The organism is Pseudoalteromonas sp. T1lg75 (assembly GCF_002964705.1).
Lineage (GTDB): Bacteria > Pseudomonadota > Gammaproteobacteria > Enterobacterales > Alteromonadaceae > Pseudoalteromonas.
The window spans coordinates 21,957-36,508 of record NZ_PQCD01000053.1 but is presented as its reverse complement, the minus strand read 5'-3'; the positions used below and the strand labels follow the sequence as shown (position 1 = coordinate 36,508).

The following is a 14,552-nucleotide window of genomic DNA, read 5'->3' as shown; positions in this document are numbered from 1 at the left end:
GTACACCTCGTGTGTACTTAACCTAACTTATTGTACGTACCTAATTTAAGGCAACACGACCTTGGTCTAGCTTTCCTTTACCCTACTGAGCCTTATCTAACTCGAGGCCTAGGGCATAGAAAAATGCGACTGGTACCAATAGCCAACATACAATGTACATGCTAACGGTACAAGCAGTGGGCGATAGATTGCCCCCTGATGCTGACGGGATGAATATCAGCCATGGCTGACAATACTAATTCGCGGCGTTACAACGCTTATTGGCAGCTTGATTCCTATCCTATTCCCCTAACCGGGGTATTGGCATCGCCCGCTGTTCCTATTTTAAATAATTAATATTTGATTTTCATTTATCCCTTGCTAGGCTCAAATGGTCATTTAACAAAGACATGAAGGGCAAACCATTCGCGAGGATGGGGCGCAAAGTCACCGGTCTTGGGGTACAGCCCAAAGAAAGCGGGATTGCCAGTGCGGTCGCAATGCGGCTACCAGAGTTTCTGTCCCAAGGCCGAGCCAACCATTTGGGATGCACAATGAAATCAGCCACAGCGCATAAAATAAACTCAATGGTCGCGGCCATTAGCCTCGCCTTAGGGACTCAAGCCTACGCCAACACAGCTAATGACACGCAGAACACGCTGCCATATCAGGCCCTGGAAAACCTCCCCGACAACCGTTTAAAACACAGCCTTGCCAAGCTCCCTCCCCATGTACAACAAAAGGTACTGGCTCAGCTCACCGCCCTTGGAGTGCCGGCGCTGGATACGGCCTTTATGGAGGCGGATAACAATGGTGAACTCTTTTACGTGGAAATGGGTCTGGTACAGGGAGCTGGCACCGGCGAAGCGCCGAGCGCCGCGGCGACTCTGCCTGCCATTGATGTATTTAACCTGCATAGCAAACTCGGCGCCGCCAATACCGTTTATTTAGATTTTGACGGTGGTCTGGTCAGTGGCCGCGCCTGGGGCGGTGGTACCAGTTATGACACCCTGCCCTATGATTTGGATGGCGATCCCAGCACCTTTAACGACTCGGAGCGCAGCCGCATCCACCAAATCTGGGCGCGCATGGCCGACGACTTTTCTGCCTTTGACATCGACGTTACCACCCAGGCTCCAGCGAGCTTTGGCGCCAATGTGGGCTGGGTACTATTTACCAAAGACAGCGACACCACAAACAAGGCGCTGCCCTCTCAAGGCGCCGGCGGCGTGGCCTATTTAAGTGTCTGGGGAAGAAGTAATTACACCTATTATCAACCGGCCTTCGTGTACTACAACCGCCTCGGTGGCGGCGGTCAAACCTATATGGCCGAAGCTGGCTCCCACGAATTGGGTCATAACTTGGGCTTAAGCCACGATGGTACATCCACCACCTCCTACTATGGTGGTCTGGGTGAGAATGCCGAACTCGGCAGCTGGGCTCCGATCATGGGTAACTCCTATAGCAAGAATATCACCCAGTGGAGCAAAGGCGAGTACCCCGACGCCAACCAACTGCAAGACGATATTGCCATCATCACCAATAAACTGGGGGCTTCAAGCGACAACGAAGGCAATGCCCAATCGCCAACGGCTCTCATAGTCGATGAGTTTGGCCAGTTCAGCGCGACCAATCGCGAGTTGGATCCAAGCAACGGTGTTGGCGACAATAAGGGCACGGTGCAGGTGGGCGACAGTGACTGGTTCCAGTTTAATGCCGGTACAGGCAGCGCCCAGATCAGTGCCACCCCGGCGTGGGATGCCTTTACACGCAGCACCCGTCGCGGCGCCAACCTTGATATTGGGCTGCGTTTATATGACGCTGGCGGCTCGCTTATTGCGGACTCTGCTGGCGATGCAGAAACCAGCGCCACACTGCAACTTGACCTTGCCGCCGGTCTATACACCCTGGAGGTGTATGGCACGTCGGGGCCCTATGTGAGCGATTATGCCAGCCAGGGCCATTATTACTTAAATGGCAGCCTGCCTGCGGCAGCACCGGACACCACGCCTCCGGACCCTAACCCCATGAGCTTTGCCCAAGTTCCCAGCGCCATCAGCCATAGCGAGATCAGCATGCAGGCCACGACCGCCACGGATGACAGCGGCGCCCAGGTGAGCTATCTGTTTAGCTGTCAGCAAGGCGGCACGGATTGCACCTCCGGAACCTGGCAAACCGGCACCGAGTTCATGGCAACCGGACTGCAAGGTGAAACCCAATACTGCTTCAGTGTCACGGCCAAAGACTTGGCCAATAATCAAACCTTGGCGTCGGCACTTGAGTGTGCCACCACGGCGGCGCAACCCATGCCACCAGCAGCGCCAAGCAGCTTCAGTGCAAGCGACGGCCAGGATGGTACGGCGCTGCTGAGCTGGACGGACAACAGCGATGACGAAAACGCTTTTGAGATACAGCGCGAGAAGCAACATAAAAATGGCTCCTGGCGGGGTACAACTGTAATTGCTCAGCTTGCGCAAAACACCAGTAACTATGTAGACAGCAGTGATGCGGGCATCTTCCGCTACCGAGTACGGGCGACCAATAATGCTGGGCCATCGAGCTGGAGCAACTGGTCACAGGTCACTGTAAGTAGCGGTGGCGGTGATGGGGGCGGTGGCGACAAACCCTGCCGTGGCAAAAAGTGCGCCCCTTAGGACAGCACCAAGGGACTTATTGCTAGCCTCTTAACTATCTCCTCAAGCAGCCGCAAGGCTGCTTCTCCCGTGCCCGCCATGACCCATCCACCTAGCCAAAAGGCAAAGCCGATTGAGTTCAATCGGTGCGTTAAAACGAACTATACTTTAGTGATTGAACAGTCAAGAAACAACGCACTATGACTCGCTCAGCCTTTGTTATTCGCCTTATCGTTCTTGGAGTTAGCAGCTTATTTGTCGCCTGTGGTGGCAGTGACGGCGACAGTGCTCCCCCAGTCAAAATATGCACCCAAACCAGTTTATATTACTGCCCCGCTTCCGCCTTTAATGACCCTTTTGGTATCGCCCTGACCATAGCCTGGTATACCGGCCAATGCACGAGAGAAGTGTTTTGCGAGGAAGACGGTAACGTGCCCGAAGTCGATCCGGATAACGGCATTATTGACGATGACTTTATCAGTAAAAACTGGACGACCCAGTCACTGCAGGAAAGAGAGCCCAATGATGAATTTGAGCAGGCCACACCCTTTATTCTCAGGCCCAGTAACGGCGTACTGATCACCGGTGAGCTTGACGCCGCAAGCGATCAAACCGATATATTCGCCTTTATTATGGACGGTGAAATCACCGTCAGTATCTATTTGTGTTCAACGCCGAATACCTGTACCCAGCCGTTTTACAATGGCCCCGACCTCTACATTGAGCTCTATAACGCCAACCAGGTGTTATTGGATAGCACCGAGACCCCCAGTGAGCTGGGCCATGTATTTACTGGCCCGCAATTGTTTGATGGTGAACAATACTTTTTAGCAGTCCGTATCAGAGACGCTGCGATGGCTACGCAAAAATATAAGTTAGTCATTACCGACTAACTGAATCAAGCTTACACCACGGTTAAGGTGCCGCGATACATCTGCATTTGGCAGTGAAATGGATACTCTCCCGGTGCCAAATCGGTCAGTGTCACCGGCGTTACCTTGTCCAGCTCAAGTTGCTCGCTGACGCCCAAGTCGGGGATCAACAGCATCTCCGAGCAGGGCGATTGATCCTTGCGTAAAAAGTTAAGGGTCACCGTTTGATGCGCCGCCACCTGAATCGCCGAAGGAGTATAGACTCGTCTTTAACCTCTATGGTCAGCGGCTGAGTTTGCATAACGGTTTGCGCCGGCTTATAAAGCCAAAACCACCAGACTATCCAGGCGATCAGTGCCAGCCCTAAGATATTGATGATGATCATATGAGTTTCTCCTTAAAGCGCACAATCACGCATCTTTGGGTTTAAATAAACGCAAACGGTTGGCGTTACTGACGACCGTCAGGGAGGAAAACGCCATGGCCGCACCGGCGATCACCGGGCTCAAAAGCATGCCAAAAAATGGATAGAGCACGCCGGCGGCAATAGGAATACCGGCGACATTATAAATAAAGGCACCAAAGAGGTTTTGCTTGATGTTTGTTAGGGTTGCCTTGCTCACGGCAATGGCATCGGCCAGACCATGCAGGGAGCCGCGCATTAGCGTGATATCGGCGCTTTCGATGGCAACATCCGTGCCCGTGCCGATAGCAAAGCCGACATCGGCCAAGGCCAAGGCCGGAGCATCGTTAATGCCATCGCCTGTCATCCCGACCACCTCATCGGCTTCTTGCAACTCTTTAACCTTGTTGGCCTTATCTTCGGGCAGCACCTCGGCAAAAAACTCTGTGATCCCAGCTTTATGTGCCACCGCGGCGGCGGTTTCCTGATTATCACCGGTCAGCATAATGACACGAATGCCATTGTCTTGCAGGCGTTCAATGGCGGCAATGGAGTCCTTTTTGATCGGATCGGCCACGGCAATAATGGCGGCCAGTTCACCATCGATAGCAAAAAACATGGGGGTTTTGGCCTGTTGCGCCAAGCCATGGGCGCGCTCGCTAAAATCGCCAAGCGTTATGCCCTGTTGTTGCATCAGCTTGGCATTGCCAAAGAGCAAGGCTTTATTATCGCAGCGCCCTTCTACTCCTAAACCTGTCAAAGCCTTGAAGGAGTCCACCGGCAACAACTCAACGTCCTGCTCTTGTGCCTTGCTCACTATGGCTTGTGCGAGCGGGTGTTCCGAGCCGCTTTCCAGGCTCGCCGCCAGTTGCAACACTTCTTTCTGCTCATGAGTGTCGGCAACCACCACGTCGGTGACCTGAGGCGCTCCCTCGGTAATGGTGCCGGTTTTATCCAGCACCATGGCGGTGATTTTAGAAGCGGTTTGCAAGGCTTCACCATTACGTATTAACACCCCCGCTTCGGCGGCCTTGCCCACACCCACCATCACCGACATGGGCGTTGCCAGGCCTAAGGCACAAGGACAGGCAATGATCAGCACGGTAGTGGCGCAGACCATGGCCAGTGCCAGTGCGGGCTCGGGGCCAAAGTTAAGCCAGGCCAAAGCCGTCAGTACGGCAATGATCATCACCACGGGCACAAAATAGGTAGCGATTACATCGGCCAGGCGGCCTATGGGCGGCTTGGAATTTTGCGCTCGCTTAACCATATTAATAATGCGCGCCAACGCCGTGTCTTTCCCCACCCGGGTGGCCCGAAACTGTATCGAGCCCGAGGTATTGATGGTGCCAGCCGCTACTTCGTCGTTTTTAGACTTTTCAACCGGCATGGGCTCGCCGGTCAGCATGGACTCATCGATAAAGGTATGGCCCTCGCTGACCACACCATCAACGGGAATTTTCTCGCCGGGTTTGACCTTGACCAGATCGTCCAGCAAGACCTGGGCAATATTAATTTGCACTTCTTTATTATCGCGGATCACCGTCGCGGTCTTGGCCTGTAAGCCAATCAGACGCTTAATGGCCTCGGATGTTTTGCCTCTGGCTTTTAATTCCAACGCCAGGCCGAGGTTGATCAGGCCAATGATCATGGCGGTGGCTTCAAAATACACATGCCGTGCCATGGCAGGGATGGCCTCGGGGATGGCCACTACCACCATGGAGTAAAGCCAGGCCGTGCCCGTGCCCAGGGCAATCAGGGTATCCATATTGGCATTATGGTTTTTAAAGCTTTTCCAGGCTCCGGTGTAAAAATGCTTGCCGGAGACATACATCACCGCCAGAGTGAGCAAGCCAACGCCTAACCAGGCTGCACGTTGCATCGCGGTGGTTACCGTCATATCGCCGCCAAGCAAACCAAACAGCATCAAAGGGACACCTACCGACAAGGCAATCACAGTATCCCTGACCAGCTTTTTATAATAGGCCTTATCGGCGAGTTCTTTTTCACCGACCAAATCTTCATCGCTTTGCTCGTCTACAGCCCTGGCGTTATAACCCACCGATTCCACGGCGGCAATTAAGGCCTGGGTTGATGCGGTGCCGGTGACCGAGGCGGTTCTGTCGGCAAAATTCATTTGCGCGCTCACCACTCCCGGCGTTTTTTTTAGTGCCGCCTCTATTTTGCCAACACAGCTGGCACAGCCGGCTCCTTCAATAAGAAGCTGTTGATTTGCGTTCGACTCACTCACTTTGTTCTCCTTGTTCGCACACCAAATTACGCGTTAAAACCAAGTTCCAAGGCTAAATTTCGTTTAACCGCTATTATTGATGAAAGTGTAGACCTGGGAGTAGGACCAAGGTCAAACTTAAATCACTTAGTTCAAATTACAGAGCTAACCTGAACGCGTATATGTGCAGTAATTAGCAAACGGCCAAGAAATTAGGGCTGCTGTTATAACTTGTAAGCAAAATATCCAGGTGCCGTATAGTTTGCTCTAAGCCCTTGTCATAAGGTTATAAAAGCGGTGTCATTTAGGTTTAGAAAGACGCCTTCGCTGGCATATTGACCAACCGTTTCCTTTTTGAAAACGGTGCTAACAGGCTGTTTTACCTATCAAATAAGCCGCAAATCTAGCTGACCGGCCGCCTTGCAGAGCGTTTCTTTACTAAATAGCAATAAACAACTATAGCTATAGCCACGTTGAAACATTGCTGGCTGAATGAAGTCTGCCCGACAAACTCAAACCAAGTCTGCCTGACAAACTGAAGTGAAATCCGCCGACAAAAGAATCATCCTCAAGGAGATTTTATGTTGATTTCACTGCTGCTCAGGTGTGCCTGCACCTGCTCTCGCCTTTTGCTAACCAGTGCCATAAAAAGCGTAACTAAAAAGATTAGTAACCTCTTACTTAAGCTCAACGTAATGGCAAGTGTTACCTTACTACTGGCCTGTTTGTATACTCCCAATTCCTACGCCGTGAGCAGCTGTGGCGGCGATGGCGAGCGCGCCTGCTGTGCCGGTACCTTTGAGGTCTGGCTTGGCCAGGCCTGTGATTACGGCAATGTTGAAGTCGCGGGTTGCTCCGGAGACTGTACCTGCGGCGGGCTAAATCCATTTGGCATTCAGGCATCAGGCACCTGTAAAGCCACCACTTCCTGTGGCGGCGAAGGACAAAGAGCCTGCTGCAATGGCCTGACGGAAACCACCACCTCGGGTGAGCTACGCGCCTGCAACTCAGGGTTAGTTCCCGTCGCTGGCTGCGCCGGTAATTGTTATTGTGGTGGCAGCATAGCCACGGGGCAAGTTGCTCAACATACCTGTGCGCCGGTGACCGAATGCGGCGGTGAGGGACAAAGAGCCTGCTGTGTAGGCGAGCCAAATACCAGCGGGGCATGTCAATCGGATCTAGTAGAAATTCCTGGCTGTACCGGTGATTGCAGTTGCGGTACGGTTGACCCCGCCGACTGGCTTGGTGGCATTCCCTCGCAATCCAGTGGTACTTGTGCACGTGTCGGCAGTGTTGCTATCGAAGAACCCCAAGCGGGCTGGAGCGCCAGCGAGGAGCCGCGAACCTGTGCCCTGCGCGGCTACGCCGACCTGCATAACCACCTGTTTGCCCATTTAGCCCATGGTGGCAGGACCTTTGCCGGTGAGTCGGCCCCGGTTGATGACTTCGGTCAATTTACCCTAGATGCAAGTAACAGCATTAATTCAGCAATGTCGCAACAGGAAGATCTCGACATCCACGGCACTCACACCATACTCGAGGGCTTGATTAACGGCGACACCGTTGGCGCCGGCACCAAGGACGGCTCGGTCGGTACGGGTGCACCTCCGTATTTCAATAACTGGCCAACCTGGACCACCACCACCCACCAGCAAATGTACTACCCCTGGGTGGAACGTGCGTTTCGTGGCGGCATGCGCTTGACCACCATGTTGGCGGTCACCAACGAGGCGCTGTGCAAGTCCACCGAAGGCAGCGACTGCGCCAACTCCATGGGTCCCATAGACGCACAAATAGAAGCCGCCTATGATTTCCAACGCTTTATCGATGAAAACTGTGCTGCCGACCTGGCCTCCGGCTTTTGTGCCGGCGAAGCGGGCGCCAAAGAAGGCTGGTTCCGTATCGTCACCAGCCCCTTAGAAGCGCGCCAGGTTATAAGTGAAGGCAAGCTCGCCGTGGTGCTGGGCATAGAGGTGGATAACCTCTTTAACTGTAAAGAGCAAAATAGCAATCGTCCCGAAGCCAGCTGCCCCAATATGCGTGACAGCAATGGCGAGCTGATGCGCAACGAGCTTGGTGAGCCCATAGACACGGTGACAAAAGCGGTGAATCATTACTTCGACAAGGGCGTGCGTCACTTCTTCCCTATTCACAATTTCGATAACGCCTTTGGCGGCGCCGCCACCTGGAACGACATTATCGCCGTCGGTAATGCCTATTCGGAGCAGCGCTGGTGGCATATCGAAGATTGTGGCGAGGGATATGGTGAATATGGCAGCCGGCTGTCCGGCGGGCCTTTCGATGACCTGTTAAAACGATTAATCGGCGCCATCGGCTTTGACTCCGAGCTGCCCGTGCGCCCCATCTATCCCCTTTATCCCGCATGCAACCGCTATGGCCTGAACCTCAGCGACACCAACCCTGGTCCGGATAAGCGCGGATTAGGTAGTGAGTTATTTTCGGCGCTGATGGATAAGGGCATGATCATAGATATCGACCATATGTCCCGTAAGTCACTGGACAACACTCTGGCCCTGACACGCCTGTATGCGGGTGATGAAAATAATCCCTTAGCTTACTATCCCCTGGTGGCCAGCCATGTGCAGTTTTTTGATTTGCACCAGCGTACGTTCGGTGGCAACCAGGGCCGTCATGAGCGCATGCGCACCAAAGAGCAACTCGAAGCCATTCGTGATGGTGGCGGTATGATAGCGGCCATGACCAAGGACGATGTGCAAGACACGGCAATCAAGGGCTATAAGGTCACCTTGCCCTACTCAGAGCCACTTTTTGGCGTAGCCATCAAGGATAACTGCCGTCATTCTTCCAGAACCTTTGCCCAAGCCTATCAGTATGCGGTGGATGTGATGGGCGGCCCTGTGGCTCTGGGCAGTGACTTTAACGGCGTCGCTGGCCATGTTGGCCCTCGTTTTGGCGGTAATGCCTGCGGCAGTGATATTCCTACTTTGGTTTCCAGCGCCGATGCTGAACGCAGCGCCCAACTGCGCGAAAACAATAAACTTATCTACCCCTTTACCCTCGACGGCTATGGTACATTTGATAGGCAAACAAGCGGATTTAAAGCCTTTGACTTCAATGTCGATGGACTGGCCCATGTGGGTCTGCTGCCCGACCTGGTGAAAGACATGGAAAATATCGGCCTTGCCAAACCCTATAACGATGCCTTGTTTGAATCGGCGGAGCAGTATATTCGCGTGTGGGAGCGTGCCCTGCGCATCGCCGCCTTGAAAAACGGCAACCCTTTACCCGAAAGTCCCGCGGCGGAGCTTACCTGCCCTCGCAGCAATTTATGCCAGGGAGATAACAGCGTACCGGCGGATATTAGTTGCCCGGCGCAGGTGGTTAAAGAGTGCACCGGGCCTGATACCGAGGCACAATTTGCCGACCCCAGCGTGAGCGATGGCAGTTGTGGCGTCGCCACCTTCCAAGGGTGTATTCCAGGCTCAGGCTCGCTCTTTAGCGTGGGAGACAATCAGGTAACCTGCGCCGTGATGGACAGCGGCAGAAACTCCGAAAGCTGTTTCTTTAACGTAACCATACAGGATACTCAGGTACCGGAAATTACCGCCCCTGCCGATGTGCTCGCCGTGGAGTGTACCTCGCCCCAAGGTGCCTCCCCAGAACTCGGGCTGGCCAGCGCCACAGATATCTGCGACCTAGCTCCGGTTATTAGTAATGATGCCCCAGGTATTATTCCCATTGGCGCCAATACCATCACCTGGACCGCCACCGATGGCAGTGCCAATCAAGGCAGCGCACCACAGCTGGTGGAAATAGTCGATACCGTGCCCCCGCAGATTAATTGCCCGCAAAACATAGTGGCCGAGTGCAGCGGCAACCGCTCTGCAACCCTGACCCCAGGCGCGGCAACCGGATCAGATCTCTGTTCAACCACGGTGGCGCTAAGCAGGCCAGCAACCCAGTCTTTCCCCATGGGGATCACAGAGCTCATCTACACCGCCACCGATGCCCAGGAGCTGACCTCGAGCTGCACCAGTAGGGTTAAGGTCGAAGATACGCTGGCACCACAATTCAACGATATCCTGGCCTCACCGCATATCCTCTGGCCGCCAAACCATGAAATGATCGACGTGGTGATCACCCTGACGGTCAACGATGTCTGCGACAACAGCGTCCCCATATGCCGCGTCACCCATATCAGCAGCAATGAGAGCAGCGATGGCAAGGGTGATGGCAGTACCGAACCCGATTGGTACTGGGACGCCAATCAAACCGGCACCACCTTGAACGTACAGTTGCGCGCCGAGCGAGAAGGCTCCGGCGACGGTCGCACCTACACAATCGATCTGGCCTGCAGCGATCTCACGGGTAACACCAGTACGGCGCAAACCACGGTCTATGCGCCCAAAAATAACAATTAGTGTTAGAACGTAAATTAAAGCCCGCATCTGCGGGCTTTTTTATATCAACACGCGTCCTTGGCTTAAAAGGAAAGGACCTCAGTAAGCACCACAGCTTGTAACTGCTTCATCAACTCCCCCCCTGAAAATAGCCTGATAACGGCGATAACAGCCCATCTTGAAAATTTTTTGAGACTAATTGTTAAAAACTGGTAAATACACTGTTGTATATACCGCAACCCTGATGTATAAAAAAAGAGCGGTATATACAGCAGGGATTAAATTAGTATTGCTCTACACGGCCATACATACAGGATCTGAGAACAATAAATTTAATAGAACCAACTAGATCGGAGTTACTATGAAACTATCACCTATAGCAAAAGTGTTGTGCCTGGCTTTTCTTGCATCCCACACAGTCCACGCACAAGATGAGCAAGTAGATCAACAGAACGAAGCGGATATTGAGAAGATCCAAATTACCGGTAGCCGTATCAAGCGAACCGATATGGAAGCGGCCAGCCCGGTGAGCGTGATCACCTCGGATCAAATTCTTGCCACCGGCATTTCCAATGTAGAAAACCTATTACAAGAGATGTCTTTTTCTGCCGGTGTTGCGGGTAACCAAACAAATGCCTATTGGACCAGCGGCGGTTATGGCACGGCTCAAGTTAACTTGCGTGGTATGGGGATCAAAAGAACGCTTGTGCTGTTAAATGGACGACGCATTGTCTCCGGTGGTACGGGTGCTAACAGCTCGGTTGATTTAAATATGATCCCGACTTCAATCATTAAACGCATTGAAGTACTTAAGGACGGCGCCTCTGCGGTATATGGTGCAGATGCAGTGGCTGGTGTAGTCAATATCATCACTAAAAATGATTTTGATGGTGCAGAGTTAGACGTTAAAGCCGGTATGGCCGATGACGGTGACGGTGAAAGCCAAGACGTCAGCCTGAGCCTGGGTGGCGATTTCGATAAGGGCAACTTCTTTGTCAATGCAACATACAGCAACAGTGAAGCCGTGCGCCAATCCGATCGTATTGATTGCCCTGTGTTTGGTACCGAAGACAGTGAACTGGTGTGCTTCGGCAGCGGCACCACAGAGGGCGGCCGAGCGCTATTACCCGATGGCACGGCGGTACAATTCAACCAAAATCCAGACACGGCAACCTACGGCGACGACTTTGGTCCATACAACAGTGCAGAGCATGGGTTTGACTGGCTTCCCTATTTAAACGCGGTCAGTCCACTAGAACGCATCAGCATCGCCAATTTTGCCAATTACCGTATTAATGATGACACCCGCTTATTCTATGAAGCCATGTATACCAAGCGCAAGGCTCGCCAAATTGTAACGCCGCGCAATGGCTTTGGTGGTATTAGCGTTGATGCCGACTTCCGCTATAACCCTACCGGTCAAGACGTTGAATTCCAGCGCCGCCGCAACACCGAACTAGGCGCCCCTTTCTTTTTCCAAGAAACAGACACGGTACGAATCGTCCTGGGCCTGGAAGGCGAATGGGACAATGGTTGGTATTGGGATGTGGCCTACAACTATGGCCGCAACACGGGTAAGGATGGCTGGACATTTGATATCGACCCATCTAAGGCACAGCAAACCCTGGATGACAGTATTTGTACCTACGACAACAGCAATGGCATCCCCTGCGGAGATTGGTTCGGTGTGAATGAGCTCACACCCGAAGTCATCGACTATGTTAAGTATCGCCGCGAAGGCACGGGTGGTAACGAGATGCGCACCTGGACCGCCAACGTTTCCGGTGAGGCTTTTGCGCTTCCTTATGGCGCCCTGGCGGTGGCCGTGGGTGTCGAAAAGCGCTGGGAAAGCGGTTGGCGAGATCCGGACTCAACGGTACTGGCCAACGGCCTAGAGGATAAAATCGCCGGTGACTTCAGCGTTACCGAAGCCTATTTCGAGCTTTCGGCACCGCTCTTAGCGGACCTAGATTTTGCTCAAAAAGTCGATGCCGAATTCGCCATGCGCTATTCGGATTATGACACCCTTGACCCTGAGACCACCTATAAACTGGGTATTACCTGGAAAATAGATGACAGCCTAATGCTGCGCACGGTTAAGTCTACCGCCTTCCGCGCACCGGCCATTACCGAGCAGTTCGGTGGCACCAACGGTGAAAACCTGCGAACCATCGACCCCTGTGAGAATGCGACCGGCGCCATAGCGCAAAACTGTTTGGCCGATAATGTGCCTGCCGACTTCGTCCAAGACGGCACCACTGTGCTCACCAATGTGGGTGGTAACCCGGATATTGGTCCAGAAGAAGCCGACACGCTCACCGCGGGTATCGTTTGGCAACCACAGTTTCTTGACAACTTTTCGATGACGGTCGACTACTTCGATATTGAAGTCGAGGGTGCCATTACTTCGGTAAACGGCTCGGACATGTTAAAGCTATGTTATGAAGATCCTGTAGGTAATTCAGAGTTTTGTGGTACATTTACCCGTCATCCGCTGACCCGACAGGTCACTGAAATTAATCAGCGTCCGGTAAATGCGGCGACAGAAAATGTCGCGGGTGTCGACTTGAACATGGATTATAAATTTGACCTTGCAGGGTTAAGTGCCAAAACCAGTTTAGATGTCACTCGTCTGCTAAAACATGAAAGCACGCCTTTCGCCGGTCAGCCTACAATCGATAAAGTAGGTTTCATCACCGAAGATCAAGGTAGCTACACCAAGTGGCGCAGTAACTTTAACTTTATGGTTATGGCGGATTTGTGGTCAGCGGGGCTTTCGGTACGATATATAGGTTCTGCGGACGATGTGAATGGCGGTGATTTCGATCCACTGGGTAAATCCGTTGGCTCGGTCACTTATACAGACATTCAGGGCTCTTATGAGATTAACGACGATTTGCAGCTGTCGGCAGGGATCGATAATATATTCGACAAGAAGGCGCCCTATTTAACGTCTTGGAATGACGCCAATACGGACGTTATGACCTACGACTTAATCGGTCGCAGAGGCTTTGTCCGTTTAAATTATAAGTTCTAAGGGCTTATAACAATAAAGTGATGTAGGCTTTAACTATGGTGAAGCCTACATCTGACTTAATAAATACACCTTATACACATGGATAACGTTGTAAGCGATGCAAGTTCCAAAATACAAAGAAATCAGCAATTTTATAATCTCAAAGATAAATAGCGGAACTTGGGCTGAGAACGAAAAGCTGCCATCTGAAAACGATCTTGCCGAATTGCTCGACAGCAGTCGCATGACGGTAAGAAAATCGTTAGAACAGCTGGTCGCCGACGGACTGCTTTATCGCCGGCCGAGTGTTGGTACCTTTGTCGCGCCAAAGAAAGTGCAGAGTTCCTTTTTGGAAATTCGAAACATTGCCGATGAAATTAAAGAGCGCGGTCATCAGCATTCAAGCCTTGTCCTTAGTAAGGTGCTGATGAAGCCCACGGACAAGTTATTAGAGCTGTTAAAGCTGGACACATACGTCGATGTAGTAAGAGTGGTGATTTTACATCAAGAAGATGGCAAACCCTTTCAACTCGAAGAGCGTTATGTCAACGCCGAGCTGGTGCCTGACTTTTTCAACCAGGACTTTACCCAAATCACCTGTAATGAGTACCTTAGTACCCAGTTACCGGTGACCAGCGCCGAGATCGCAATTGAAGCCATTACCCCACCCAAAATTCTAAAACACCAATTAGGAATGAACGATGGCGACCCCTGCCTCAAACTCACCCGGATAACCACCTCGGGCAGTAACACCGTCAGTTTCGCTAATCTTTACCATTCGGGAAATGCATTTAAACTCACAGGAAAGCTGGTCTCTGTCCAGCCTTGACTGGCTGTTTGAGCGCCATGTTATGCGCTCAAGATAATGCTTTTTGGGGCCTGAACGCATCCCCGCCTTTACCCACACATTTGATAAACCCGTCACTCCTGCCCTTGCTCGCATAATAAGGGTCACTACTACTCTGAGCGGCGCTATGGCTATGGCATAAGCCGTGTCGACCTGGAATCCCCAAAATAAAGTCACAAAAAAGCCGAGT

The 14,552-nt window shown here is 52.4% G+C and carries 6 protein-coding genes, 1 pseudogene and 1 riboswitch; of the genes and pseudogenes, 5 read left to right on the top strand and 2 right to left on the bottom strand.

Features of this window, described 5'->3' with window-relative positions; all coding sequences use genetic code 11:
• Positions 1–385: 385 nt before the first annotated feature.
• Positions 386–470, top strand: a riboswitch (cyclic di-GMP riboswitch).
• Positions 471–533: 63 nt separating this feature from the next.
• Positions 534–2,633 (top strand): M12 family metallo-peptidase, encoded by a 2,100-nt coding sequence (locus tag C2M36_RS12790; RefSeq protein WP_158678943.1) that lies wholly within the window; start codon positions 534–536, stop codon positions 2,631–2,633.
• Between the two features lie 179 nt (positions 2,634–2,812).
• Positions 2,813–3,505 carry a hypothetical protein gene (locus tag C2M36_RS12785; protein WP_105255222.1) on the top strand — a complete coding sequence of 231 codons (693 nt, stop codon included), beginning with the start codon at positions 2,813–2,815 and terminating at the stop codon, positions 3,503–3,505.
• Between the two features lie 11 nt (positions 3,506–3,516).
• On the opposite strand, the pseudogene C2M36_RS12780 reads toward C2M36_RS12785, so the two are convergent.
• Both C2M36_RS12780 and C2M36_RS12775 read right to left on the bottom strand, forming a co-directional pair.
• Positions 3,517–3,869, bottom strand: a pseudogene (locus C2M36_RS12780) (cupredoxin domain-containing protein).
• Between the two features lie 25 nt (positions 3,870–3,894).
• Positions 3,895–6,138, bottom strand: coding sequence for a heavy metal translocating P-type ATPase (locus C2M36_RS12775; RefSeq protein WP_105255221.1), 2,244 nt, complete (start codon positions 6,136–6,138; stop codon positions 3,895–3,897).
• 674 nt (positions 6,139–6,812) lie between these two features.
• Here C2M36_RS12775 and C2M36_RS12770 point away from each other — a divergent pair.
• From C2M36_RS12770 to C2M36_RS12760, 3 genes are all read left to right on the top strand, one after another.
• Positions 6,813–10,520, top strand: coding sequence for an HYR domain-containing protein (locus C2M36_RS12770; RefSeq protein WP_158678942.1), 3,708 nt, complete (start codon positions 6,813–6,815; stop codon positions 10,518–10,520).
• Positions 10,521–10,860: 340 nt separating this feature from the next.
• On the top strand, positions 10,861–13,536 hold the full coding sequence (locus C2M36_RS12765; protein WP_105255219.1) for a TonB-dependent receptor: 2,676 nt from the start codon (positions 10,861–10,863) through the stop codon (positions 13,534–13,536).
• Between the two features lie 97 nt (positions 13,537–13,633).
• On the top strand, positions 13,634–14,344 hold the full coding sequence (locus tag C2M36_RS12760) for a UTRA domain-containing protein (RefSeq protein WP_105255218.1): 711 nt from the start codon (positions 13,634–13,636) through the stop codon (positions 14,342–14,344).
• The last annotated feature ends 208 nt before the right edge of the window (positions 14,345–14,552 follow it).